General features: G+C 63.5%; 21 protein-coding genes. 11 read left to right on the forward strand and 10 right to left on the reverse strand.

The window, feature by feature from the left end; all coding sequences use genetic code 11:
• Positions 1–36 precede the first annotated feature (36 nt).
• Positions 37–3,060 (forward strand): EAL domain-containing protein, encoded by a 3,024-nt coding sequence (locus ISG32_RS20955; protein ID WP_228529989.1) that lies wholly within the window; start codon positions 37–39, stop codon positions 3,058–3,060.
• 58 nt (positions 3,061–3,118) lie between these two features.
• On the opposite strand, the gene ISG32_RS20960 is transcribed toward ISG32_RS20955, so the two are convergent.
• Together ISG32_RS20960 and ISG32_RS20965 are read right to left on the reverse strand one after the other, a co-directional pair.
• Positions 3,119–5,011: a propionate--CoA ligase gene (locus ISG32_RS20960; RefSeq protein WP_194772976.1), complete on the reverse strand. Its 1,893-nt coding sequence runs from the start codon at positions 5,009–5,011 to the stop codon at positions 3,119–3,121.
• A gap of 355 nt (positions 5,012–5,366) precedes the next feature.
• Positions 5,367–5,972: an isochorismatase family protein gene (locus ISG32_RS20965; protein WP_194772977.1), complete on the reverse strand. Its 606-nt coding sequence runs from the start codon at positions 5,970–5,972 to the stop codon at positions 5,367–5,369.
• Between the two features lie 193 nt (positions 5,973–6,165).
• Here ISG32_RS20965 and ISG32_RS20970 point away from each other — a divergent pair, with 193 nt between their 5' ends.
• Positions 6,166–6,606, forward strand: a complete 441-nt coding sequence (locus ISG32_RS20970) for a CopD family copper resistance protein (RefSeq protein WP_194772978.1) — start codon at positions 6,166–6,168, stop codon at positions 6,604–6,606.
• Between the two features lie 9 nt (positions 6,607–6,615).
• On the opposite strand, the gene ISG32_RS20975 is transcribed toward ISG32_RS20970, so the two are convergent.
• Positions 6,616–7,680: a PQQ-dependent sugar dehydrogenase gene (locus ISG32_RS20975; RefSeq protein WP_228529990.1), complete on the reverse strand. Its 1,065-nt coding sequence runs from the start codon at positions 7,678–7,680 to the stop codon at positions 6,616–6,618.
• A 337-nt stretch (positions 7,681–8,017) separates the two neighbouring features.
• Here ISG32_RS20975 and ISG32_RS20980 point away from each other — a divergent pair, with 337 nt between their 5' ends.
• The 6 genes from ISG32_RS20980 (at position 8,018) to ISG32_RS27840 (ending at position 13,665) form a co-directional block, all read left to right on the forward strand.
• Entirely contained in the window at positions 8,018–8,590 is a 573-nt protein-coding gene (locus ISG32_RS20980) for a C40 family peptidase (protein ID WP_194772980.1), read from the forward strand.
• Positions 8,591–8,856: 266 nt separating this feature from the next.
• Entirely contained in the window at positions 8,857–9,108 is a 252-nt protein-coding gene (locus tag ISG32_RS20985) for a GlsB/YeaQ/YmgE family stress response membrane protein (RefSeq protein WP_194772981.1), read from the forward strand.
• A gap of 211 nt (positions 9,109–9,319) precedes the next feature.
• A complete protein-coding gene (locus ISG32_RS20990) occupies positions 9,320–9,760 on the forward strand; it encodes a hypothetical protein (protein ID WP_323745971.1) in 441 nt (146 codons plus the stop codon).
• A gap of 253 nt (positions 9,761–10,013) precedes the next feature.
• The gene (locus ISG32_RS20995; protein ID WP_194772982.1) at positions 10,014–12,506 is read left to right on the forward strand and encodes a DEAD/DEAH box helicase; all 2,493 of its coding nucleotides are present in this window, start codon (positions 10,014–10,016) and stop codon (positions 12,504–12,506) included.
• A 104-nt stretch (positions 12,507–12,610) separates the two neighbouring features.
• Positions 12,611–13,102: an EVE domain-containing protein gene (locus ISG32_RS21000; protein WP_194772983.1), complete on the forward strand. Its 492-nt coding sequence runs from the start codon at positions 12,611–12,613 to the stop codon at positions 13,100–13,102.
• A 305-nt stretch (positions 13,103–13,407) separates the two neighbouring features.
• On the forward strand, positions 13,408–13,665 hold the full coding sequence (locus ISG32_RS27840; protein WP_323745972.1) for a helix-turn-helix domain-containing protein: 258 nt from the start codon (positions 13,408–13,410) through the stop codon (positions 13,663–13,665).
• Positions 13,666–13,713: 48 nt separating this feature from the next.
• On the opposite strand, the gene ISG32_RS21010 is transcribed toward ISG32_RS27840, so the two are convergent.
• Positions 13,714–15,141 (reverse strand): aldehyde dehydrogenase family protein, encoded by a 1,428-nt coding sequence (locus ISG32_RS21010; RefSeq protein ID WP_194772985.1) that lies wholly within the window; start codon positions 15,139–15,141, stop codon positions 13,714–13,716.
• Positions 15,142–15,195: 54 nt separating this feature from the next.
• Positions 15,196–16,089, reverse strand: a complete 894-nt coding sequence (locus tag ISG32_RS21015) for an NAD(P)-dependent oxidoreductase (RefSeq protein ID WP_194772986.1) — start codon at positions 16,087–16,089, stop codon at positions 15,196–15,198.
• A gap of 273 nt (positions 16,090–16,362) precedes the next feature.
• Here ISG32_RS21015 and ISG32_RS21020 point away from each other — a divergent pair, with 273 nt between their 5' ends.
• Entirely contained in the window at positions 16,363–17,124 is a 762-nt protein-coding gene (locus tag ISG32_RS21020) for a hypothetical protein (protein ID WP_194772987.1), read from the forward strand.
• 58 nt (positions 17,125–17,182) lie between these two features.
• Entirely contained in the window at positions 17,183–17,500 is a 318-nt protein-coding gene (locus ISG32_RS21025) for a DUF2322 family protein (protein WP_194772988.1), read from the forward strand.
• Between the two features lie 82 nt (positions 17,501–17,582).
• Here the strand turns inward: ISG32_RS21025 and ISG32_RS21030 are convergent, their stop codons facing one another.
• Both ISG32_RS21030 and ISG32_RS21035 read right to left on the reverse strand, forming a co-directional pair.
• Positions 17,583–18,221, reverse strand: a complete 639-nt coding sequence (locus tag ISG32_RS21030) for a 3-oxoacid CoA-transferase subunit B (RefSeq protein WP_194772989.1) — start codon at positions 18,219–18,221, stop codon at positions 17,583–17,585.
• Between the two features lie 2 nt (positions 18,222–18,223).
• Positions 18,224–18,931, reverse strand: a complete 708-nt coding sequence (locus ISG32_RS21035; protein ID WP_194772990.1) for a CoA transferase subunit A — start codon at positions 18,929–18,931, stop codon at positions 18,224–18,226.
• 114 nt (positions 18,932–19,045) lie between these two features.
• Between ISG32_RS21035 and ISG32_RS21040 the strand changes: the two genes are divergently transcribed.
• On the forward strand, positions 19,046–19,591 hold the full coding sequence (locus tag ISG32_RS21040; protein ID WP_194772991.1) for a PAS and helix-turn-helix domain-containing protein: 546 nt from the start codon (positions 19,046–19,048) through the stop codon (positions 19,589–19,591).
• A 12-nt stretch (positions 19,592–19,603) separates the two neighbouring features.
• Here the strand turns inward: ISG32_RS21040 and ISG32_RS21045 are convergent, their stop codons facing one another.
• From ISG32_RS21045 to ISG32_RS21055, 3 genes are read right to left on the reverse strand one after another with little or no spacing between them, the layout of a single operon-like run.
• A complete protein-coding gene (locus ISG32_RS21045; RefSeq protein WP_194772992.1) occupies positions 19,604–20,599 on the reverse strand; it encodes a Bug family tripartite tricarboxylate transporter substrate binding protein in 996 nt (331 codons plus the stop codon).
• Between the two features lie 53 nt (positions 20,600–20,652).
• Positions 20,653–21,900 carry a CaiB/BaiF CoA transferase family protein gene (locus ISG32_RS21050; RefSeq protein ID WP_194772993.1) on the reverse strand — a complete coding sequence of 416 codons (1,248 nt, stop codon included), beginning with the start codon at positions 21,898–21,900 and terminating at the stop codon, positions 20,653–20,655.
• Positions 21,897–23,063 carry a CaiB/BaiF CoA transferase family protein gene (locus ISG32_RS21055; protein WP_194772994.1) on the reverse strand — a complete coding sequence of 389 codons (1,167 nt, stop codon included), beginning with the start codon at positions 23,061–23,063 and terminating at the stop codon, positions 21,897–21,899. Before ISG32_RS21055 ends, ISG32_RS21050 begins: the two co-directional genes overlap by 4 nt.

Raw genomic sequence — 23,063 nt, forward strand, 5'->3', positions numbered from 1 at the left:
GCGTGAAGCCCCGACTGCTGCAGATGCATGCGAGGCATGCTGCCCCACTTCCACGGCGAGTTCCGCATCAGGGACGACCATGGGCGCACTCGCAAGCTGATCGCGCGCGGTGCCGTGGTCGAGTTCGACAAGAGCGGTCAACCTCTGCGCCTCTCCGGCATGCTGCTCGACGTGACCGAGCAGCACGAGATGGCGAGCGCCCTGCGTCTCTCGGACATCAAGTACACCACTTTCTACAAGACGTTGCCCGATCCGGCCGGCATCGTGCGCATGTCGGATGGGCACTATATCGATGCGAATCCGGCCATGGAGCGCATGTGCCAGCTGCCGCTGTCCAGCATTCTGGGCAAGACGGCCGAGGAGTTCGGGCTCGTGATTTCGAAGCAAGATCGCGCCCAGGTCAGTTCGCTGGGGGAGGATGCGGAAATCAACGGCATGTCCCTGAAGGTCGAGCTTCACGGACAGGTCATCACGGGGCTGTTCTCCGCGCGCAGTGCGCTCATCGAAGGCGAACGCTGCCTCATCTTCGTGTTCCACGACATGACGCACACGCATGTGATCGAAGAGAACCTGCGTGTGTCCAGCCATTCTCTCGAGCAGGCGAGCTGGCTGGCCCGCCTGGGCACCTGGGAAGGCATTCCCGGCCAGGGCGTGATCTACTGGTCGGACGTCTGCTGCGTGATCCATGGCGTTCCTCCCGGCACGCCGCCGCCGGCCGACTACATCGAGCGTTTCGTGGCACCCGAATGGCGCGAGCATGTTCGAAAGATCAGCCGCTACAAGCGCAATTCACACATGGTCTGGGAGACGGAGTTCGAGATTCTGCGGGCCGACCGGCAGCGCGTATGGGTGCGGGTGCGCAGTGAAACCGTCATGGAGGATGGCAAATTCCTCAAGATCCGCGGCGTGCTGCAGGACATCGACGCCCTGCGCCGCACCTCCGAGCGCATGCTTGCGTCCGAGGCGCAGTTCGCATATATCTTTCAGGCCATCCCGATCTCGCTGGCCTTCGTGCGCCGCGACGACGGCCGGGTGGTCGATGTGAATCCCGCGTGGGAACAAGGCTCGGGCTACTCCCGGGAAATGTCGATCGGTCGCACTTTCGTCGAGCTGGGCATCTATTCGGCCCAGTCCCGCGAGACCATGCTGCGCGAGGCGCGCAAGACCGGCGAGCTGACCGGATACGAAAACGAACTGCGCTCCCTCGACGGAAAAGTGCACACCGTCCTGCAGTCCATGAGCCCCATCGACGTCGGTGGCGAGGCCTGCTGGCTGATCACCGTGATCAACATCACCGAGCGCAAGCAGCAGGAGCGCAGGGTCCGCGAACGCGAGGAGCTGCTCTCGCTCACCGTCAATGCCGCCGCGCTCGGCTTGTGGGATCTTGACATGCAGTCAGGCATCGTGCGCGGCGACGCCCGCTGGCATGAACTGCAGGGTGGCGCGTCGGGCAAGGCGCCCGAACCCACGCCTTGGGTCAGGGGCATCAGCGGCGAGCAGATCAGAGTGATCGAAGGCGCACTGCAGCAACACCTGAACACACCCACCAAGCCGTTCGACGCCACCTGGCGCATCGCCCCCCCGCAGGCGCAGACGCGCTGGCTTCGCAACGTCGGCAAGGTCGTCGGTTTTGATCAGAATGGCGCGGCACGACGCATGGTGGGCGTGGCGATGGACGTGACGCTGCAGCACGAGCAGCAGGAGCTGCTGCTCCACATGGCCCACTATGACTCGCTCACGGGCCTGCCCAACCGCGCGCTGCTCGGCCAGCGGCTGCGCGATGCGGTGGAGCGCAGCATCAAGGAAGACGTCAAGCTGGCCATCGCCTACATCGATCTCGATGCGCTCAAGGCCCTCAATGACCGCCTGGGCCACAGCCTCGGTGACCGCCTGCTGGTGCAGGTCGCCGGACGTCTGCAGCGGGCGCTGCGACCGGCCGATTGCGTCGCGCGTCTGGGTGGAGACGAATTCATCGTGCTGCTCTACGACGTGATCGACCGCGAGGCCGCCGAGAAGCGCATGCGCGCCTTGATGGAGGCGGTCTCGTCTCCGTATGACATCGAGGGGGAGCGCGTCGACATCACCGCCAGCGTGGGCTACACCCTGTTTCCCGAGGACTCCGCCGACACCGACACCCTTCTGCGCCACGCCGATCAGGCCATGTACCTGGCCAAGCAGGCCGGTGGAAACCGCCTGCGCGCCTTCGATTCAGTGCAGGAAACGGCGCGCCAGAGCATGGTCGAGCGACGTGCGCATGTCGATCAGGCCATCAACAACGGCGAGCTGTCGCTCTACCTCCAGCCCAAGGTGGACATGCGCAGCGGTGCGGTGATCGGCGCCGAGGCGCTGGTGCGCTGGGTGCATCCTGAACTCGGCGTGATTCTTCCGGGCTCCTTCCTCCATGTGATCGACGGCACCGAGCTGGAGGCCAAGTTCTCCGAATGGGCAATGGACTCGGTGCTCACGCACATCGCTCAGCTCAAGCGTCAGGGTCTGGACATACAGATCAGCGTCAACATCGACGCCGAGCGCCTTCGCCATCGCGATTTCGCCAATTGGGTGCTGGGCCATCTGCAGCGTCATCCGGAAGTGCAGCCCCGACAGCTGGACCTGGAAATCACGGAAAACGCGGCGCTCTACGACGTCAACCATGTCGCGCGCGAACTGGCGCAGCTGCGCGCCATCGGCATAACGGTCTCGCTGGATGACTTTGGCACCGGCTATTCGTCGCTGGCCTATCTGCGGCGCCTGCCCATCGATCAATTGAAGCTTGACCAGAGCTATGTGCGGGGAATGATGCAGGACCCGGCCGATCAGGCCATCGTGCAGGGCGTGGTCGGGCTTGCCCGATCGTTCGGCTACCGCATCGTGGCCGAAGGGGTGGAGTCGGAGGAGCAAGGCATTCTGCTGGTGCGCATGGGCTGCCTGATCGCACAGGGCCACATCGTCTCGCGCCCCATGCCAGCCGAACATTTCGCGGATTGGGCCAGGCACTGGCACGCCCCGCGCTCCTGGCTGGAATCGGCCCGGACCATCTCCGAGCCGCTTCCGCTGGTATAAAAAAAGCTGCTACCACCGCTCCAACCGCGATAACAGCTGTAAAACCGCTCCAGATTCCTCAGCCGAGCAGATCCCTGATCTGCTGCAGCGCCGTCGGATCCTCCATCGTCGTCACGTCGCCCGGATCGCGTTTTTCCGCGACCGCCTGCAGCGTGCGGCGCAGCAGCTTGCCGCTGCGCGTCTTGGGCAAGGCATTCACGAAGAACACGCGCGCAGGACGGGCCACAGCGCCCAGCTGGCTGTCGACATGCTTCATGATCTCGCCCTCGAACTTGAGGCGCGCCGCATCGTCCGTCAAACCGGAGGCATCACGCGCCACCGCGAACGCCATGGCGACCTGCCCCTTGAGGTTGTCCGCCACGCCCACCACCGCCACTTCGGCGATGTTCGCGTTGCCCGAAATGCACTCCTCGATCTCGCGTGTTCCAAGGCGGTGTCCGGCCACGTTGATCACGTCGTCGGTGCGACCGAGAATGAAGAAGTAACCATCCTGATCGCGAACGCCCCAATCAAAGGTGCTGTAGATCAGACGACCGGGAATGCTCTTCCAATAGGTGTTGACGAAGCGCTCGTCATTGCGCCAAACGGTCTGCAGGCACCCGGGAGGCAGCGGCCCTTCGATGGCCAGCACGCCCTTCTGGTTGGGCGCCGTCAGCTCTTCGCCGTTGGTCTCGTCGATGAGCTTGACGTTGTAACCGTAGACCGCCTTGCCGGGACTGCCGAAGCGCGACTGCTGCTTCTCCACGCCATTGCACAGCGTAAGTATCGGCCAGCCGGTTTCCGTCTGCCAGTAGTTGTCGATGATCGGCACCTGCAGCGCGCCGCTGATCCACTGCGCGGTCGGCTCGTCCAGCGGCTCGCCCGCGAGCCAGAGGCCCTTGAGCGTCGAAAGATCGTAGCGCTTGAGATATTCGGGATCCTGCTTCTTGAGCACCCGCACCGCGGTCGGCGCGGAGAACATGTGCGTGACCTTGTACTTCTCGACGATGCTCCACCAGATGCCCGCATCGGGGCGGGTCGGCAGGCCTTCGTACATGACGGTCGCCATGCCGGCGAGCAGCGGGCCGTAGATGATGTAGCTGTGGCCGACGACCCAGCCGATGTCGCTGGTGCAGAAGAAAGTGTCGCCAGGCTTGGCATCGAACACCCAGCGCATGCTGGAGGTCAGCGCCACCGCATAGCCGCCGGTGTCACGCTGCACGCCCTTGGGCTTGCCGGTCGTGCCGCTGGTGTAGAGCGTGTAGCTGGATTCCGTGGCGTCGAGCCAGACGCAGGGCACGTTGGCATCGAGATGCTGGCTGCGCAGCGCCGCCCAGTCGTGATCACGACCGGCGCGCATGCTCGCGGGCGCCAGTCCCCGATCGATCAGCAGCACGGCCTGAGGCTTGTGCGCGGACAGGTCGATGGCCTCGTCCAGCAGCGGTTTGTAGGGAACGACCTTGCCGCCGCGCGAACCCGCATCGGCCGACACGATCACGGTCGGCTCCGCATCCTCGATGCGAGAGGCGAGCGACGACGAAGCAAAGCCGCCGAACACGACCGAGTGGATGGCGCCGATGCGCGCGCAGGCCAACATCGCGAACGATGCTTCGGCGATCATCGGCATGTAGATCAGCACCCGATCGCCCCGCTTCACGCCCAGCGCCTGCAGGCAGGCGGCCATGCGCTGCACTTCCTTGTGCAGCTCGGCGTAGCTGTAGGCACGCTCGGTGTTGGTTTCGGTGGAAATCGCGATCAGCGCGTTCTGATTGGCCCGCTCCGCCAGATGGCGGTCAACGGCGTTGTGGCACAGGTTGGTCGTGCCGCCGACGTACCAGCGCGCAAACGGCGGGTTGCTGTAGTCGCAGATCTGCCGGGGCTGGGTTTGCCATTCGACGAACTGGGCCTGCTCGGACCAGAAGGCATCGCGATCCTCGATCGAGCGACGATGAAACTCAGAAAAACTCACCATTGGAATAGTCTCCTTATATGACCGACGGCGCTGCCCAACCGCTGTGGCAATTCCGTTGATTTCATTATGTATAAGCGAGTTTTCGTCAAGCTGACGCTCCTGAATGTCTTCTGGCATTCCGAGAAGCGATACAAAAGCACACCCTTCTCACCAATGAACACCCACATTTTGCGAGCATCTGACGGTGTTGGCGATAGCGTCGGGGTCGTGAATTCACGACGATTGAGCTATATCAATTGAGCAACGCAAGAAGACGAAACCCCGCAACGGACGTGAGTTCGGGCGGGGCTGAGAGAGGCGGGAGGCGCTGAGATACAAGGAACCGGGCACAGCGAGCGGCACGCGGTCCCGTCGATCACTTGACCAGAGTCAGCATGTCCTTGAAGTCGGGGTGCTCGCAGGTGCGCAGCCATTCAAAGGCGACCATTTCAGTGGTCACAAGTTCTGCTCCCGCGCCCGCCAGGCGGTCAAAGGCCGCGTCGCGGTTGCGCTCGGTGCGCGAGCTGCACGCGTCGGTCACCACCCAGACGTCGAACTCGTCTTCCAGCAGATCCAGCGCCGTCTGCAGCAGGCAGACATGGGCCTCGCAACCGGCGATGACGATGGTGTTGCGCTCGGGCGCCTGCTGCTGGGGCTTCTGGAGATGCTTGGGCAGGCTGCGGGCATTGCCGCCCTGCTGGGGCTTTGCGGGAGGGCGCAGCCATTCGCAAAGACCTTCTTCGGCGGCGCTGAAATGCATCTTCGAGAGCGTGTTGCGGCACAGCGCGCGCAGTTCAGCGTCGTTGCCGCCCAGGCGCGACGGATTCTGCTCCGTACCCCAGACCGGCACGTCTATGAACTGTGCGATTTTCGCGAGACGGCGGGCATTCTCGAGCACCATCGCGCCCTCGAATATCACCGGCATCAGGCGCTCCTGATAGTCCACCAGCACCAGTTGGGATTCGGATTCATCAAGCAGCATGGAATTTATTCTTTCTTACCTACAACGGGCGATTCAAAGCACAGATTGTCGCAGGATCATGCACCAATGCCATCGGCGGGGCTTGTTGGCGACTCGTCCGGAAAATTGACTTACATCATGGATGCAGGTCGCACTCGGCTTCACGATGGTCACACCAACTGTCACAAGCGCCACCCGTGCAAGGCTTGAACCCATGTCCTATCCCGTCCTGCTCACTATCCACCTCTTCGCCGCCCTCTTCTTCATCGGCGTGGTGTTCTTCGAGGTGCTGATGCTCGAGCCCCTGCGCCCCCAACTGCCGCCCGAGGCCATGCGCCAACTGGAGTCCGCAGTCGGCGCGCGCGCCCGGAAAATCATGCCGTGGGTCATGCTCTCTTTGTATGGAGCGGGGATCGCCATGGCATGGCTGGCCTACGCTTCCGTCCTTGCGGATCCGCTGCAGCATCGGTTTGGCCTGCTGCTGTGGATCAAGATCGCCCTCGCGACCAGCGTCATGGGACATTTCCTGACGGCCATGGCATTGCAGCGGCGCGGCAGGCTGCGCTCACGCAACTCGCGAATCATTCACTACAGCGTGTTCGCCCACATGATCGGCATCGTACTGATCGCCAAGTGGATGTTCCACCTGAACTGAACACCGCTCTCAGGGCTTCACCCGCAGCAGCTTGCCGTCCGAGCCGTCGGTCAGCAGATAGAGCAGCCCATCCGGCCCCTGGCGAACATCCCGGACCCGTTCACGGAGATCGGGCAGAAGGATCTCGTCGCGCACGACTTTCTCGCCATCCAGCTGCAGCCTGTGCAGACGCTGGAACTTGAGCGATCCAACGAAAAGGCTACCCCTCCATTCGGCACCGTATCGGTCGCTGGTCAGCTCGGCGATACCCGATGGCGCAATCGACGGCACCCAATAGTGCACTGTCTGCTCCATGCCGGGCGCCTGCGCAATGCCCTTGCCGATGCGACCGCCGCCGTAGTTTTCGCCATAGGTGATGACCGGCCAGCCGTAATTCTTGCCCGGTTGCACCAGATTGATCTCATCCCCGCCCTGCGGTCCGTGCTCGACGGCCCAGAGCCTGCCATCGGCCGTCAGCGTGGCCGCCTGGATGTTGCGATGGCCCCAGCTCCAGATTTCAGGCAAGGCGCCTGCCCTGTCAGCCAGCGGATTGCCCGGCGCGGCTCCGCCTTCCGGGCGGATGCGCACGATCTTGCCCAGATGGCTGTCCAGCATCTGCGCCTGCTCCTTGAAGCTCGAACGCTCTCCCAGCCCCAGAAACAGCGTGCCATCCGGGTTCTGTACGATGCGGCAACCAAAGTGCAGGCTGCTGCGCAGCTTGGGCTTCTGGCTGAACACCACTCGAAGATCCTTGAGTGAGTTGTCGGCTCGATCCAGCGTGGCGCTGGCCAGCGCCGTCGAGTTCAGCGATCGATCCTTGGCGTCGGGTTCGGAGTAGCAAAAGAAGATGCGGCGGTTTTTCGCGAAATCCCGGTCCAGCACCACATCCAGCAGCCCCCCTTGCCCGGTCGCGGCAATATGCGGCATCCCCTTCAGCGCTGGGCCGAGCAGCCCCGCTTCGTTGACCACCCGCATGCGCCCCGGGCGCTCGGTCACCAGCCAGCCGCCACCCGGCAAAAAAGCCATCGCCCAGGGGTGTTCCAGACGCTCGGTCACCGTTTCCACAGCAAGCGTTCGGGTTGATGCCTTGGGCAAAGGCTCGGCTGCGGGAAACGGTTGCGCTATGACATTGAAAGCAGACAGACCAAGCAGGACGGAACCCGCCACAGACAGTGCAACGCTCTTTGCGAAGGGGTTTTGTACAGTTTGAAACACAAAATCTCCTCAAGATCCCATATGGGCTTGCAGATACAAGCCACGACCACGAGATTTCTCGTTGTTATATAGGGAAGAGAACGCCTATCGATCTGATAGCCCCTGAATGCAAGTAGGTAACGATATGTCAAACAAAAGGCGGAATCAGGGATATACCGGGTCGCTGTAACAATTCTCGAGCTTGGCATCGAAGCGAGTCGTGGTACTCTCCGGCCCCATGTCTCGATGGTTTTGCTTACTGTTACTAGCGTTCGCGAACGTATCTATCGCCGCACCAACCCACTCCACTGCTGATGACATGGAGCGCATGCTGGCCGAACGCGGCCTCATTGCCCAGCTTCAGGACGTACGCCACGGAATGGCGGATCGAACGAGTGAGCTCGTCTCGACCGCGATGGGATTCATTGGAGTCCCCTACCGTCGTGGCGGCAACAGCGCGGAAAGCGGTTTTGATTGCAGCGGCTTCGTGCGCGCCATTTTTGAGCAGGCCAAGGGCTTGGCTCTGCCGCGTGTCGCCAAGGAACAAGCCGCGGCGACCGAAGTGATCGACAAGAAGGATCTGCGCCCCGGCGATCTGGTCTTCTTCAACACCATGCGCCGCGCGTTCAGCCATGTCGGCATCTATCTGGGCGATGGCAAGTTCATTCATGCACCTCGCACCGGCGCCTCGGTTCGCGTGGAAGACATGAGCATCTCCTACTGGCAGTCCCGCTTCAACGGCGCACGCCGCGTGAACGCCGAAGACCAGAAGGCCACCGACGACATCGCCAGGCTGATTCAACAGAAGTAAGCCAAGCGCCACCCACTGCACAAAAGGCCTGCGTCATCCGATGCAGGCCTTTTGTTTTGGTCGACACGCCATGGGGCTGGCGACGAAATGTAAACTTGTTTCACCAACGCATCGCCAATCGCTGATGCACCCAGCAGAATGCGCTGCTCTCCCTTTTGCAGCCTTTTGGCTGACACACAATGGCGTTTTGGCTGGGGTACAGTAAGCAGTCATTTCAAAGCGGCACCTGCCGCCTTGTCCATTTTTCCAAGGGAGTTGTTTTCATCATGATGAATATTCTGGGCACATTGTTCGTAGGTCTGATCGTTGGTTTCATCGCGCGCGCGCTCAAGCCCGGCGACGACAAGCTGGGTTGGATCATGACCGCGCTGCTCGGTGTCGCCGGCTCATTCCTCGCCACCTACATCGGCGTAGCGATGCACTGGTACCAGCAAGGCGAGGCCGCTGGCTGGATCGCCTCCGTCGTCGGTGCCATCGTGCTGCTCTTCATCTACGGCCTGATCCGCCGCAAGGCCTGACTTGTGAACACCCCCCTGAGTCGCTTCGCGCCTTCCCCCCGCTCTCGCATTGCTGCGCAATGCGGGCAGGAAGACTCAGTCATCGCAGCGGGGCGGCCCTTGCTCGACTGCCCTCGCTTGGTGTGCGCCGGTATCGAGGGCTGATGTCGACTCAAGCTTACAGGTGTTCCATCGACCAACTGATAGCGAGGTATGGCAGTTGAAAATTGGAATGCTCAAACACTCCCCGACTCCCGAGCAACTCGCGGGTGATGATCCCGCAGTGCTGGCTGCCATCGCACGCAGCCGCAAGCTGCTCAAGAATCGCGCGCTGATCGCCGCCGTGGCGGGCGCTGTGCCGATTCCGGGTCTCGATTGGGCCGCGCAGGCGGCCCTGCTCTCTCGCATCATTCCCAAGATCAACGCCGAGTTCGGGCTCACGCCCCAGCAGCTCGATGCGCTCTCGCCAGAGAAGCGCCAGAGCGTGCAGAATGCGGTCGCCATCGTCGGCTCTGCACTCATCGGCAAATTCGTCACGCGTGAAATGCGTGCTGCGCCTCGCCAAACTGGTCGGCATGCGCATGACGACGGCGCAGGCGGCCAAGTACGTGCCGCTGGCCGGTCAGGCCGCTTCCGCGGCGCTCAACTACGCGACCCTGCGGCTGCTTGGTGAACAGCATCTGCGCGAATGCGTGCAAGTGGTGCAAGCGGCGCACCTGAGCCTTCCGCCGCCATCCGGCTCCGGCGCCGGTTCTGGGATTTGAACCCGCGCGCTCAGATCGTCAACACGCTCTAAGATAGACCCCTCATTTTTCACGCCGGACAGCGATCCGGTTTGACTGCGGCCCCGTCCATCCTTTTTCGTGTCAGCGCCAGACCACCCTCCCCTCCGTTCATCCCGCAACTTTCAGCCACGCATCACGCTGATGACGCTGGGCCGTGGAGATGGGCTGCTCGGCATGCGCTCCCAAGGCAAGCTCGGGCCGCGTGCGGATCCGGTCAGTCTGGTGCAGATCACCTGGGTCTATCGGTTGCCGGATGGATCGCTCTGGGAGACCCCGGCCCCCACCTCCATTCTCGAACCGCGCGCGGCCGCCTCCAGCAGTCCCGTCGAGCGTGATCACGCGGCCGAACAGGACGCGATGGACCGTGTCTGGTCACTGCATCTCACACCCGTGAAGGCGGACCGTCTTCAATGGCGCCATCCCGATATCGCGCGCGATCTCGGCCCGCTCTGGACGCTGGCTCAGGAAGCGATGTTTTCGGATTTCTGGGCGGACGTTCTGCCTGAACTGCGGCGCGAGGGTTGGGACATCCACATGCTTCCCGGCTTCGCGCACGAGAGCGTGGCCGTGCAGCGCTGGCAGTTCCGGCTGGCGAGCGATTCAGGCGAAATCGAAAGTCTGCAGGTGGCGGGCGATTTCGCGACGAGGCCGCAGCCCGTTCAGGCGCTGCAGCTCGCAAGGCGCGAAGCTGCCTGGCTGCTGAGCCTTGGCATCGAGATCGATGGCATGACGCTTGATCTCGTTCCCATGCTCGCCAACCTTCTGGCACGCGACACGCGCTGGCTGTCGCTCGAACACATCGACAGCGTGGACGACCACGCGACGATCCAGCTGCGTGCCGTTGGCGGAAAACGCATTGACGTACCAGCGGCACCGCTCAAGGCGATTCTGCGCACCATGGTCGACCTGATAGCCGACCCAGCCCGCAAACAGCTGCGCGACGGCGAGCCGATTGCACTGCCGCAGTGGGACATGCGCCGCATCGAGGCGCTGCGCACCGCGTTGCTCCAGACCGGCCGCGTTGCTCCCGACAACCAATGGCAGCTGCAGGGCGATGCAGGTCTGGAGCTGCTTGCCCACAGACTCGGCAAGCAAGGCACGCCGCAGGCCTGCGAGGCGCCGCAAGGCCTCGGCATCGCCTTGCGCGACTACCAGCTCGACGGTCTGGCGTGGCTGCAATATTTGCGCGCCAACCATCTGGGCGGCATTCTGGCCGACGAGATGGGTCTTGGAAAGACGGCGCAGGCGCTCGCCCATGTGCTGACCGAAAAGCGCGAAGGACGGCTCACGCATCCCGCGCTGGTCGTCATGCCGACGTCGTTGGTCTTCAACTGGCTGGCCGAAGCGCGGACCGTCACCCCCGAGCTGCGCGTGCTGGTGCTGACGGGCGCGGACCGCGCCGAAGGCTTGCTCAGCGCGCACAAGCACGATCTGGTCTTCACCACCTACCCCCTTGTCTGGCGCGACGTGGATGCCCTGTCCGCCAAATCCTGGCACATGCTGATCCTCGACGAGGCGCAGATGGTGAAGAACGCGGGAAGCCGCACGGCTCGTGCGCTGCGCCGACTCAAGGCGCCGCATCTGCTGTGCCTGACCGGAACGCCGCTCGAGAATCATCTGGGCGAGCTCTGGGCGCAGTTCGACTTTCTGATGCCCGGCTTTCTCGGCGACCCCCACACCTTCGGTCGCCGCTGGCGCAAGCCCATCGAGGAAAACGGCGAGACTCTTCGCGCCGAGCTGCTCGCCCAGCGCATCGCGCCGTTCATCCTGCGCCGCAAGAAAAGTGATGTCGCCAAGGAGCTTCCCGAGCGCAGCGACATGCTGGTGCGCGTGGAACTGCAGGGGCGCCAGCGCCAGCTCTACGAGGCCGTGCGCACCGCCTGCGACAAGGAGGTGCGCCGCGTGCTGAAGGCGCAGGACTGGGGCAATGCCGCACAGATCGCGATTCTCGACGCACTGCTCAAGCTGCGTCAGGTCTGCTGCGATCCGCGACTGCTGCGCGGCACCGCCATTCACCCCGATACCGAACGCGCCAAGCTCGAGCATCTCGCGCACATGCTTCCAGAACTGGTGGAGGACGGCCGGCGCATTCTGCTGTTCTCGCAGTTCACCTCGATGCTGAGTCTCGTGGCGGAGTTGCTCGACAGCATCCGGATTCCGTACCTGATGCTGACCGGCGACACCGCGCCTGCAGAACGCGAGCACATCGTCGCGCACTTTCAGCAAGCCGATGAGAGCGTGCCGCCCATCCTGCTCGCCAGCCTCAAGGCCGGCGGCACGGGCCTGAACCTGACCGCGGCCGACACGGTGATCCATCTCGACCCCTGGTGGAACCCCGCCGTGCAGGAACAGGCCACAGCGCGAGCCCATCGCATAGGACAGACGCTGCCCGTCTTCGTCTATCGCATCGTGGTGCAAGGCAGCATCGAGGAGCGCATGCTGGACCTGCAGGAGCGCAAACGCTTGCTCGCCCAGGGCGTGCTTGGAAGCGACGCGGCTGGCGCAATCAAATTCAGCGCCGACGAATTGGCGGGACTGCTTGCGCCGCTTGCCGAACCGGCCAACAACCCGCTCGCCATTTTCTCTGCGGATACCAAGCGCTGGGGCGGAACGGGCAGACGCGGGCTATATTGAAAATGCCCGAATAATTTCTGGCATTGCATCGGATTCGTTTGGCGGACTTGTTTACTGTGTGGTCATTGACAATGCAGTTGTGAAATATTGCAACAATAATGCGCATGACCAGCGATGCCTCCCACGACCAACGAGCCAGACGATATTGGCTGATGAAATCCGAGCCCGAGGAATGCTCGATTGACGATGCATTGGGCGCCATCAGATCCACCGTGCAATGGACGGGTGTCCGCAATTACCAGGCCCGCAATTTCATGCGCGACGAAATGCAGATCGGCGACGGCGTGCTGTTCTACCATTCAAGCTGCCCGGAACCGGGCATTGCCGGCGTGGCCGAGATCGCATCGGGCACGCGCACCGATCCCACCCAGTTCGACTGGCGCTCGCCCTACTGCGATCCCAAATCCGATCCCGACAAACCGCGCTGGTTGCTTCTGGACGTCAAGGCGTTGCGTAAGACACGCTTATTGAGCCTTGCCGAATTGCGCGAACACCCCGAGTTGGCGAATCTCAAGGTACTGCAGAGAGGCAATCGGCTCTCCATCACCGAGGTGGATGAGAGCGATTGGAAGCAAGTCATCAAACTGCTGGGGTAATACAAGCAGCGATATTTCTGTTGACATTGTTGTGGCATTAACGACTTCGGAAATCAAACCATTGTCGAAAACATTTGGCTTGAATTCATCAGCCGGAGCACAATGCGCACATGCCAAATATTGCAGCACTCCTCAAATCCGAAATTTCTCGCGTCGCTCGCAAAGAGGTTCGCGCTGAAATCGAATCACTGCGCAAGCAGGTCTCAGCCCAACGCACCGCGCTGGCGGCGCTCAAACGGGAGTTGGGAGAACTGCGCAAGGAAAGCAAGCGCACTGCTGCGCCCAAAAGAGCGTTGCAGATGGAAATGGAAGCTCCTCAGCCCGACGAGGTCAAGCGGCGCTTCAGCGCCAGCCGCCTTGCCGCGCACCGCCAGAAGACCGGGTTGTCCGCCGCCGACTACGGCGCACTTGTCGGCGTATCGGGCCAGAGCATCTATCACTATGAGCAAGGCAAGGCACGTCCCCATGCGGCCGTCGTGCGCAAGCTCTCGATGATCAAGGAACTCGGAAAGACCCAGCTGCTTGCCCTGCTCGACGAGCAGAAGGCAACATCCAGCGAGTGACCTCTGCGATGCGCTGACGCTCCGGCCGACCGGACGTCAGTCAGTCGGTCAGTCGTGGCGCATCGAAATGGTCTTCAGTTGGGTGAATCCATACAGCGCCTCGAAACCCTTCTCGCGTCCGTGGCCGCTGGCTTTGTAGCCGCCGAACGGCAGTTCGATGCCGCCTCCAGCGCCGTAGTTGTTGATGAAAACCTGGCCCGCCTTGATCCTGCGCGCCATGCGCATCTGGCGACCGCCGTCACGCGTCCAGACGCTCGCGACCAGTCCAAAATCCGTGCCGTTGGCAAGTGCGATGGCGTCCTCTTCCGTGTCGAACGCAGCTGCTGCGATGACCGGCCCGAAGACCTCTTCCTGCGCGAGCCGGTGCGTGATCGGCACATCGCGCACCAGCGTGGGCACCTGATAAAAGCCATTGGCCGGAACACCCTCCGCCAACCGGCCCTGCGCGGCGATGGTCAACCCGTCCCGGGTCGCCTCATCAAGGAATGACTTCACCCGCACCTGCTGGCTTTTGCGGATCAGCGGGCCGCAGTCGAGATCCATCTGGGAGGATCCCACCGTGAGCTGCCCGAAGCGCTCGGCCAGCAGTCCAATGACCTTTTCATAAATGCCGCGCTGCACCAGCAGGCGGCTGCCAGCCGAGCAGGTCTGCCCTGCGTTCTGCACGATGGCGTTGACGACCACCTGCAGCATGGCGTCGATGTCCGCGTCGTCGAACACGATCTGCGGCGACTTGCCGCCGAGCTCGGTCGTCACCGGGGTGTGGTTCTCGATGGCCGCCTTGACCACCAGTTTGCCGACGTTCGGCGAGCCGGTGAACGAGACATGATCGACGCCGGGATGCGCGACCAGATCCGCACCCGCCTCATGGCCGTAGCCTGTCACGATGTTGAGCGCGCCGGCCGGAAAGCCCACGTCGCGCGCAAGCTCCGCCACGCGCAGCAGCGACAGGCACGCGTCCTCGGCCGGTTTGACGACCACGGAATTGCCTGCCGCCAGCGCGCCGCCCACGCTGCGCCCAAAGATCTGCAGCGGATAGTTCCACGGCACGATGGCGGCAGCCACTCCGTAGGGCTCGCGGATGGTCAGCACGGTGTAGCCATTCTGATAGGGGATCGTCTCGCCCATGAGCTTGTCGGCCGCACCGCCGTAGAACTCGAAATAGCGCGCGATCGCCGCAGCGTCGGCGCGCGCCTGCTTGAGGGGCTTGCCACAGTCGCGGGCCTCTATCTGCGCCAGCTCTTCGGCATGCTCCTGCAGCTTGGCCGACAGTTTCATCAGCAAGCGTCCGCGCTCGGTGGCAGTCAGCTTGCCGAACTCGCCCTCAAAGGCCGAGCGCGCGGACTTCACCGCCGCATCCACATCGGCGGCCGTGCCGCGCAGAATCGCGTCGTAGATCTCGCCGCTCGAAGGATCGACCACATCAATGGTCTCGCCCTGTCCGGTCCACTGGTTGTGTATGAAATGCTGGCGCATGCGGTTGTCTCCGTTGTACGAACTGTGTATTCAGGCGCTGTCTGTCCAATCACTCTACTGGCAATACCCTACCCCGCGCTGCAGCGTGGTCACCAGCTTGGGGACCAGCGCCTCGTGCCCCGCGTCGGCCACGGCGCAGGCATAGGTGTCGTGGATGGCATCGGCGATGTCCTGCACCGCATTGGTGTCGCGCGCCATGGCCACGTAGTAGCCCATGTCCTTGAGCGCGTTGCCCATGAAGAACTGCAGCCCGCTGGGATCGCCGTCAAGCAGATAGGGCCTGAGCCGCTCCAGCGCCACGCCGCCGCCGCCGCCCTTGGCCAGCACGTCGACGAACACCTCGGGCGACACCTGGCCGCGAAACGCGCAGGCGGCGGCTTCGGAAATCAGCGCCACTGCGCCCAGCGACACATAGTTGTGCAGCAGCTTCATGCGGTGGCCGGTGCCGACCGCGCCGGTGTGCGTGACGTTCTCGGCGAAGCTGCGCAGAATCGGCAGGCACTCCTCGAGAACGGCCGCGTCACCGCCCACCAGCAGGTTGAGCCTGCCCTCTGCCGCCTCTCTGGGCGTGCGGGTCATGGGTGCGTCGATGAAGCGTATGCCCGCCGCATTCGCGATGGCGGCCACACGCTCGGTGGATTCGGGCAAGGCGGTCGAGCAGTCGATCACCACCGTGCCACGCCGGAGGCTGGCAAGCGCCCCCTCGTCTCCCAGCAGAATCGCCTCGACCTGGGGCGAGCCCGTGACGCAGAGCACCAGCACGTCGACGCTCGCCGCCAGTTCCTTGAGCGACGCCAGACTTGCCACACCAAGCGAACGCAGCGCATCCAGCGGCTGGTTGCCGGGGTGCTCAAGCACGGTCAGCGCAAAGCCCTTGCGCGCGATGTTCAGCGCGATGCCGTGGCCCATCAGGCCAACGCCAATCAATCCGATCCGAGGGGTAGTCATGGTGCAAATCCTTGATGAAATGGAGACGCCCGAAACAACGATGCATCCGTCCCGGTCAGCCATCAGCCAGTCGAGCGGAAGGTGTTTGTATCCCCTGCACAAGGCCACATCCATAATACAGATCAATTCGCGAATCGCCGTGCTGGGGAATGCCTTCATGGGGCTCGAAACCCAAGGGCTTACCCTGAATCGACATTGGGGAAGCGCGCTGACTTCACTCACGGGCCAGCTGCAGCAGAATCACCGGATGATTTTCACTTCGCTCCCTACGCCATGCGCTCCATGATCGATTTCAGCTCCTGGGCCACGGCGCTCTCCACGATCGCCGGACTGCTGCTCGTCACCTGCCTGATGATGGGCGTGCGTCTGCTGTTCATGCAGACGATCCAGAAACGGCGCGAGCGCGAGAACCGCCAGATCAACGAGCGCCTCAAGACCCTGATCGCCGCCTACAAGACGCTGGGCGGCTCGTTCACCGGAACGCTGGAGGTGAAACCCACGCATGTGCGCGATCTGCGGCTGCAGCCAACCCGCGCCGAGATCGATGACGACGAATCCGAAGCCCCCGCCCTCACGAGCACCGAACGCCAGCGCCGTGTGCGCGACGCGGTGGAGGCCGCGCTGTCCGACGTGATCCTGCTCGGCACTGAAGCCCAGGTGCGCATGGCCGCCCAGGCCGCGCAGGACATGACGGCCGGGCGCAGCATCCACACCCGGGAACTGGTGGTCTCGCTGCGAGACTATGTCCGCGAAGCGCTGGACCTCGAACCCATCCCCGCCAATCTCGTCATCCCCGCGCAAGGCCCGCTGCGGCCTTCCACCTCGGGTGGCAACAACCGCCGCGCTGGGGGTGGATCGGGCGGGGAAGGCGGCAGCGGTGGCGGCGGCGGAAACCGCGGCGGTGGCCAGGGTGGTGGCGGAGCCGGGGGAGCCGGCGGAATGGGCGCCATGGGGCTCGGCATGGGCATGGGTGCTGGGGCCCAGCATCTGGGCTCCGAGAGCGAAACGCTCACCGACGGCTCGCGTGCGCCCTGATCACCCCGCACTACAATCGCCGCTCCCCTTTCCACCACAAGAACGATTGAATCCCGACATGGCCTTTGCAGACAATCTCCGCCAGCTCCCCTCCGTCGCCCACATTGCCGCCCTGCGCCTGCTGGACGCCTCCGGCCGCGAAGTGGCCAGCATTCCCAACGCTCCCGGAAAGACTGGTTCGCTGACCGTCTACGCCGCCCTTGCCGCCAAGCACGGCGGGATCAACGAGGCCGCCGCTCGCGAAGGCCTTGAACTGTTTGCCGAGCACACGGAGGATGCGCGCCAGCACCCCGGCAACCATCCGAACATCGACCGCCTGTTCGACGTGATCGCCAGCGGCCAGAGTCTCACGGTGCAGATCGACCCGCAGACCTGATCGCTCACGATTTCGCCAATAAAAAAAACGGGACCGTTCAAGGTCCCGTTTTTGTTGGTGATCGGCTAGCCGGATCGATCGATCAGCGCTGCAGCGTCACGCCCGTCTTGGACTGGATCTCTTCAAACGTCACGCCCGGCGCCAGCTCCACGAGCTTGAGGCCTTGCGGCGTCACGTCCATCACGCCGAGGTCGGTGATGATGCGGTCCACCACGCCCACGCCAGTCAGCGGCAGCGTGCACTTGGGCAGAATCTTCATGTCGGTCGTGCCGTCCTTCTTCTTGGCGACATGCTCCATCAGCACGATCACGCGCTTGACGCCCGCCACCAGATCCATCGCGCCGCCCATGCCCTTGACCATCTTGCCCGGAATCATCCAGTTGGCCAGATCGCCGTGCTCGCTCACCTGCATCGCACCGAGGATGGACAGGTTGATCTTGCCTCCACGGATCATCGCGAACGACTGATCACTGCCGAAGATCGACGAGCCCGGAATGGTGGTGACGGTCTGCTTGCCGGCGTTGATCAGGTCGGCGTCCACCTTGTCTTCCGTGGGAAATGCGCCGATGCCGAGCATGCCGTTTTCCGACTGCAGCCAGACTTCCTTGTCGCCCGTATGATTGGCCACGAGCGTCGGGATGCCGATACCCAGGTTCACGTAAAAGCCGTCCTGCAGCTCCTGCGCCGCACGCGCGGCCATTTGGTCTTGCGTCCACGCCATGATCAGGCTCCTTGCTTTTCGGTGATGGTGCGCTTTTCGATGCGCTTTTCGGGGTTGGCGTTCAGCACGATGCGGTGCACGTAGATGCCGGGCAGATGGATTTCGTCGGGTGCGATGGCACCGGTTTCCACGACTTCTTCCACCTCGACGATGCAGATCTTGCCTGCCATCGCAGCCGCCGGGTTGAAATTGCGGGCGGTCAGGCGGAATTGCAGGTTGCCGGACTTGTCGGCGCGCCATGCCTTCACGAGCGACACCTCGGGAACGAGCGAGCGCTCCATCACGTAGGTTTCGCCGTCGAAATCGCGCAGCTCCTTGCCCTCGGCCACCAGCGTGCCGACACCCGTCTTGGTGAAGAACGCCGGAATGCCCGCGCCGCCCGCACGCAGCTTCTCGGCCAGCGTGCCCTGCGGCGTGAACTCGAGCTCGAGCTCACCGGCCAGATACTGGCGCTCGAACTCCTTGTTCTCGCCCACGTAGCTGGCGATCATCTTCCTGATCTGACGGGTTTCCAGCAGCTTGCCGAGGCCGAAGCCATCAACGCCCGCATTGTTGGAAATCACGGTCAGATCCTTGACGCCGGAATCCTTGAGCGCGTCGATCAGCGCCTCGGGAATGCCGCAGAGGCCGAAACCGCCCACTGCCAAGAGCTGGCCATCGGCCACGACGCCCTTGAGCGCGTCGGCGGCGGAAGGATAGACTTTGTTCACTGTTGTCTCCTGATGAGGAATGAGATCCGGAATCGGATTCGGAATGCGCTACGATACTACGTATTCGCATAGGTAGTTTTTCGTAAATACAAACACGGCACGCACGGCAACAAGATGGACACCGCAGACTACCGACTCTCATTTGAGATGGCACCCGTTGGCTTGGTGATCTCGCGAAACCGCATCATGGTCGACTGCAACCGCCACGTCTGCGAGATGTTCGGAGCCTCCCGCGAGTTGCTGATCGGCCAGTCATTCAGCATTCTCTACCCGAGCGTAGACGAATATGAGCGTCTGGGCAAACGCATGGAGCCGATTCTCAACGCCAAGGGCCGCTATGCCGACAACCGCATCATGAAACGCGCGAATGGCGAGGTTTTCTGGTGCCACGTCTCCGGTCGGGCCCTCAACCGAGACGACCCGCACGCATCGGGCATCTGGAGCTTCGAGGATCTGAGCGAGGAACGCCCCGTCAAGGCCGAATTGACCGGCAGAGAACGCGAGGTCGCCGCCCGCCTGCTCGACGGCATGACCTCCAAGGAAATCGGCCGGGCGCTCGACATCAGCCACCGCACCGTGGAGATCTACCGCGCACGGCTGATGCGCAAGTACGGCGCGTCCACGGCGGCGGATCTGGTGCAGAAGCTGCTGGTGGGCTGAGGCCCGCTCTCGTCATTCGGGCTGGATGCCCACGGATTGGGCCACCTGTGCCCAGCGGGCCACCTCGTCTTTCATGTAGCTGCCGAACTGCGCTGGCGTGGACTGGTGCAGCTGCACACCGATGGAGCCAAACTGCTTTTGCAGGTCGGGATCCATCACCGCCTTGTTCACCGCGGCGTTGAGTTTCTGCACGATCGCATCCGGCGTGCCCGCAGGCAGCAGCACGCATTGCCAGGTCGACATCGCATAGCCGGCCAGACCGCCTTCCGCCACCGTTGGCACATCCGGAAGCAGCGGCGAGCGCTGCGCTCCGCCCACGGCGATGGCGCGGACCCGGCCGTCCTTGATGAAGGGATAGGACGAGCTCAGCGCATCCAGCATGAACTGCACGTTGCCACCCAGCAGATCGGCCATCGCCGGCGCTGTGCCCTTGTAGGGCACATGCACGGCACTCGCGCCCAGCATCTGCAGCAGCACCTCGATGCCCAGATGGGTGATGTTGCCGTTGCCGCCCGAGCCGTAGCTGAGCTTGCCGGGGTGGGCCTTCAGATATTGCACGAACTCGGCGAAGTTCTTCACCGGCAGATCGTTGCTCACCACGATGACGGTGTTGATCGACGCCGGCATGGCGACCGGGACGAAACTGCGCAGAGGATCGAAGTTCAGTTTCTTGTACAGCACCGGCACGATGGTGATGCCCGACGTCTGATACAGCGCCGTGTAGCCATCCGGTGCGGCGCGCGCGACGAATTCCGTGCCGATGTTGCCCGCCGCGCCCAGCTTGCTCTCCACGTACATCGACTGCCCCAACGTGCGGCCGATGTGCGCGGCCAGGGCCCTGCCCACCACATCGGTCGGACCGCCTGCTGCGTGCGGCATGATCAGCTTGATGGGCTTGCTCGGCCAGTCGCTCGGCGCCTGTGCGCGGGCAAAGCCCGCTCCGCCCAAGGTTCCCAATGCACTCAATGCACCCATTGCAGCCATCGCCTGTCGTCGGTTCAAGTCCATGTCTTTGTCTCCTGATTGAATTGGTGTCGTGTTGTCTTTGCCAGCCGGAAAAATCAGCCCACTGCCCCGGAGGGAATGGAGGTCACACCCGACCCCAGCAGGGCATCGATCTCGGCGTGGGTGAATCCCGCCTCGGCAAGCACCTCGCGCCCGTGCTCTCCGGCTCGCGGCGCGGGACGCGACACGCGGGGCTGGGTCTTTGACCAGGTCGAGGGAATGCCGATCTGGCGCACGCGCCCCTCCGTGGGATGTTCAACCTCCTGCAGAAAGCCCACGGCCTGCAGATGCGGGTCCTCCATCAGCGAGTCCATGTCATGCATGGGCATGACGGGAATGTCGGCCGCGTCGAGCAGTTCGCTCCACTCGGCCGTCGTGCGCGTGGTCATGATCTCGGCGAGCAGCGCGTAGAGCGCATGGATGTGCTCGGTGCGCTTGTCGATGCTGCTGAATCGCGGATCGGACTCGAACACCTCGGGCTTGCCGATCAGCCGGAAGAAGGTCTGCCACTGCTTGTCGTTGTAGAGCAGCACGCAGAGATAGCCGTCGCTCGTCGCATAAGGGCGGCGGTTGGGATTGAGAATGCGTGCATAGCCGCTCGGGCCGACGGCGGGCTCGTAGCTGCGCCCGCACATGTGGTCGGACAGCGTGAACTGCGCCATGGTCTCGAACATCGGCACCTCGACCGCCTGCCCCTCGCCCGAGCGCTCGCGCCAGAACAGCGCCGAGGTCACCGCGTTCACCGCCGCAAGCCCGACGATGCGATCCGCCAGCGGGCTCGGCGCATAGCGCGGCACGTCGCTCCCCGCCTGCACCGACAGCGCGGGAATTCCGGCCGCGCCCTGAATCAGATCGTCATACGCCGGCTTGGCCGCATACGGCCCGCTCTGGCCGTAGCCCACGCAGCCCACGTAGACGATGCGCGGATTGACCGCGCGCACCGCCTCGTATGACAGTCCCAGCCGCGCCATGGCCTGTGGCCGCACGTTGTAGATCAGCACGTCGGCATCGGCCACAAGGCGCATCAGCGCCGCGATCCCGGCGGACTGCTTCAGATCGAGCACCACGCTGCGCTTGCTGCGATTGGCGTGCATGAAGATCGCCGCCATGCCCGCATTGCGACGTGGCCCGACGCCGCGCACGCCGTCGCCGCCGGGCGGCTCCACCTTGATCACGTCGGCTCCGTAGTCACCAAGAATCTGGGTGGCGAACGGACCCATGAGCACGGTGGTGAGGTCGATGATGCGCACGCCGCTCAGCGGGCCGCCTTGGTTCGTTGCAGTGGAGGTGGTTGTGTCTGTCATGTTTTTTGTCCCGTCAAACTGTCGAAGGAAGAAGGCTTCTCGCAATGCGGGCTCCAGCGCGCGATGTCCGCGTCGGCCAGCCATCCACGCAGCGCCTTTGCGCCGTCGGGTGCGCGGGGCGGTGTGGGTTTCGCGGATGGCGTCGCGCTGAAGCGCGGCGTCGGCGCGGGTTGCACTACGCCATCGACTTCGACAAAGCTGCCGCGAGCCTTCAGGTGCGGATGCGAGGATGCCTCATCAAACGACAGCACGGGGGCAAAGCACACGTCCGTGCCCTCAAGCAGCGCGCACCATTCGGCCTGCGTGCGGGTTTTGAACACACGCGTCAGTTCGGCGCGCACATGCTCCCAGCGCGAGCGATCTCCCGGAGCGCCACATGCCTTTTCATCCAGCCCCAATCTGCGGACAAGTTCCGCATGAAAGCGCGCCTCGATCGGTCCCACGGAGACGAAGCGGCCGTCGCTGCATTCATAGCTGTCGTAGTGCGGCGCGCCGCCGTCGAGCAGATTGCTGCCGCGCTCGGGATCCCATTGCCCTCCCGCCACAAAGCCGTGAAACGCCGTCGCCAACGAACTCGCACCTTCGACGATGGCGGCGTCCACCACCTGACCCTGGCCGCTGCGCTGCGCGTGGTGCAGCGCGGCCAGCACGCCCATCACCAGAAACATCGCGCCGCCGCCAAAGTCACCCACCAGCGCGAGCGGCGGCACGGGCGGCTGACCCTTGCGGCCAATGGCATTCAGCGCACCGGTCAGCGCGATGTAGTTGATGTCATGCCCAGCTGCGTGCGCCAGCGGCCCATCCTGCCCCCAGCCCGTCATGCGGCCATACACCAGCTGTGGGTTGATCGCATGGCAGCGCTCGGGGCCGATGCCAAGGCGCTCCATGACGCCAGGCCGAAATCCTTCGATGAGGATGTCTGCCTGCGCGACCAGCTCCAGCACCAGCGCGATGGACTGCGGATCCTTGAGATCCAGTGCCACCGCCTCGCGATTGCGCAGCAGCAGATTGAAATTCAGCGGACGCGGCACGCCGAGGTCGACCGGCTCCCGACGCTCGATGCGCAGCACCGTCGCGCCCATGTCGGCCAGTTGCATGGCTGCCATGGGCGCGGGGCCGATGCCCGCCATTTCCAGCACTTTCACTCCGGCAAGCGGTCCCAT

Source organism: Diaphorobacter caeni, from assembly GCF_015354245.1.
Taxonomy (GTDB): Bacteria; Pseudomonadota; Gammaproteobacteria; order Burkholderiales; family Burkholderiaceae_C; genus Diaphorobacter_A; species Diaphorobacter_A caeni.

Bases quoted from the DNA above. Each gene is read 5' to 3' on its own strand.
- ISG32_RS21000 (WP_194772983.1), top strand. From the start codon at position 12,611: ATGACCAGCGATGCCTCCCACGACCAACGAGCCAGACGATATTGGCTG.
- ISG32_RS20985 (WP_194772981.1), top strand. From the start codon at position 8,857: ATGATGAATATTCTGGGCACATTGTTCGTAGGTCTGATCGTTGGTTTC.
- ISG32_RS21010 (WP_194772985.1), bottom strand. From the start codon at position 15,141: ATGCGCCAGCATTTCATACACAACCAGTGGACCGGACAGGGCGAGACC.
- ISG32_RS21015 (WP_194772986.1), bottom strand. From the start codon at position 16,089: ATGACTACCCCTCGGATCGGATTGATTGGCGTTGGCCTGATGGGCCAC.
- ISG32_RS20990 (WP_323745971.1), top strand. From the start codon at position 9,320: ATGCTCAAACACTCCCCGACTCCCGAGCAACTCGCGGGTGATGATCCC.
- ISG32_RS21040 (WP_194772991.1), top strand. From the start codon at position 19,046: ATGGACACCGCAGACTACCGACTCTCATTTGAGATGGCACCCGTTGGC.
- ISG32_RS20960 (WP_194772976.1), bottom strand. From the start codon at position 5,011: ATGGTGAGTTTTTCTGAGTTTCATCGTCGCTCGATCGAGGATCGCGAT.
- ISG32_RS21045 (WP_194772992.1), bottom strand. From the start codon at position 20,599: ATGGACTTGAACCGACGACAGGCGATGGCTGCAATGGGTGCATTGAGT.
- ISG32_RS20955 (WP_228529989.1), top strand. From the start codon at position 37: ATGCTGCCCCACTTCCACGGCGAGTTCCGCATCAGGGACGACCATGGG.
- ISG32_RS21055 (WP_194772994.1), bottom strand. From the start codon at position 23,063: ATGGGACCGCTTGCCGGAGTGAAAGTGCTGGAAATGGCGGGCATCGGC.
- ISG32_RS21020 (WP_194772987.1), top strand. From the start codon at position 16,363: ATGCGCTCCATGATCGATTTCAGCTCCTGGGCCACGGCGCTCTCCACG.
- ISG32_RS20970 (WP_194772978.1), top strand. From the start codon at position 6,166: ATGTCCTATCCCGTCCTGCTCACTATCCACCTCTTCGCCGCCCTCTTC.
- ISG32_RS21025 (WP_194772988.1), top strand. From the start codon at position 17,183: ATGGCCTTTGCAGACAATCTCCGCCAGCTCCCCTCCGTCGCCCACATT.
- ISG32_RS20980 (WP_194772980.1), top strand. From the start codon at position 8,018: ATGTCTCGATGGTTTTGCTTACTGTTACTAGCGTTCGCGAACGTATCT.
- ISG32_RS27840 (WP_323745972.1), top strand. From the start codon at position 13,408: ATGGAAGCTCCTCAGCCCGACGAGGTCAAGCGGCGCTTCAGCGCCAGC.
- ISG32_RS20995 (WP_194772982.1), top strand. From the start codon at position 10,014: ATGACGCTGGGCCGTGGAGATGGGCTGCTCGGCATGCGCTCCCAAGGC.
- ISG32_RS21030 (WP_194772989.1), bottom strand. From the start codon at position 18,221: ATGGCGTGGACGCAAGACCAAATGGCCGCGCGTGCGGCGCAGGAGCTG.
- ISG32_RS20965 (WP_194772977.1), bottom strand. From the start codon at position 5,972: ATGCTGCTTGATGAATCCGAATCCCAACTGGTGCTGGTGGACTATCAG.
- ISG32_RS21050 (WP_194772993.1), bottom strand. From the start codon at position 21,900: ATGACAGACACAACCACCTCCACTGCAACGAACCAAGGCGGCCCGCTG.